The following is a 770-nucleotide window of genomic DNA, read 5'->3' as shown; positions in this document are numbered from 1 at the left end:
TTACGGAACATTTCTACGCCAGTTACAGTTGTTTTAACTGTATCTTTAATACCAACGATCTCTACTTCTTCACCAACTTTAACGATACCAGCTTCTACACGGCCTGTTACTACAGTACCACGACCAGAAATTGAGAACACGTCTTCGATTGGCATCAAGAATGCTTTGTCGATTGCACGTTCTGGTTCTGGAATGTAAGAGTCAAGCGCTTCAACAAGAGCGATAACTGAAGATTCGCCATATTGACCTGCATCACCTTCCAACGCTTTAAGCGCTGAACCACGGATAACTGGAGTGTCATCACCTGGGAAGTCATAAGTAGAAAGAAGTTCACGAACTTCCATTTCTACCAATTCAAGTAATTCTTCGTCATCAACAAGGTCACACTTGTTCAAGAATACAACGATGTAAGGTACACCAACCTGACGTGAAAGAAGGATGTGTTCACGAGTTTGTGGCATTGGACCATCAGTCGCAGCACATACAAGGATCGCGCCGTCCATCTGAGCAGCACCAGTAATCATGTTTTTAACATAATCGGCGTGGCCCGGGCAGTCTACGTGAGCGTAGTGACGGATTGGAGAATCGTATTCTACGTGTGATGTATTAATTGTAATACCACGTGCTTTTTCTTCAGGAGCTGAGTCGATTTGTGAGTAATCTTTCGCTTCACCGCCGTAAGTTTTTGCACAGATCGTTGCAATCGCAGCAGTTAAAGTTGTTTTACCATGGTCAACGTGACCAATTGTACCCACGTTTACGTGTGGTTT

Annotated in this window: 1 protein-coding gene; it reads right to left on the bottom strand. The window is 43.9% G+C overall.

Translation table 11 applies throughout. From position 1 onward, the window contains the following. Positions 1 to 770, bottom strand: a 770-nt coding sequence (locus ACNQO6_RS18370) for an elongation factor Tu (RefSeq protein ID WP_440209906.1), incomplete at both ends; no start/stop codon positions are given.

It is taken from the genome of Acinetobacter calcoaceticus, assembly GCF_051947995.1.
Lineage (GTDB): Bacteria > Pseudomonadota > Gammaproteobacteria > Pseudomonadales > Moraxellaceae > Acinetobacter.
This window is presented reverse-complemented; position numbering and strand designations above follow the sequence as displayed.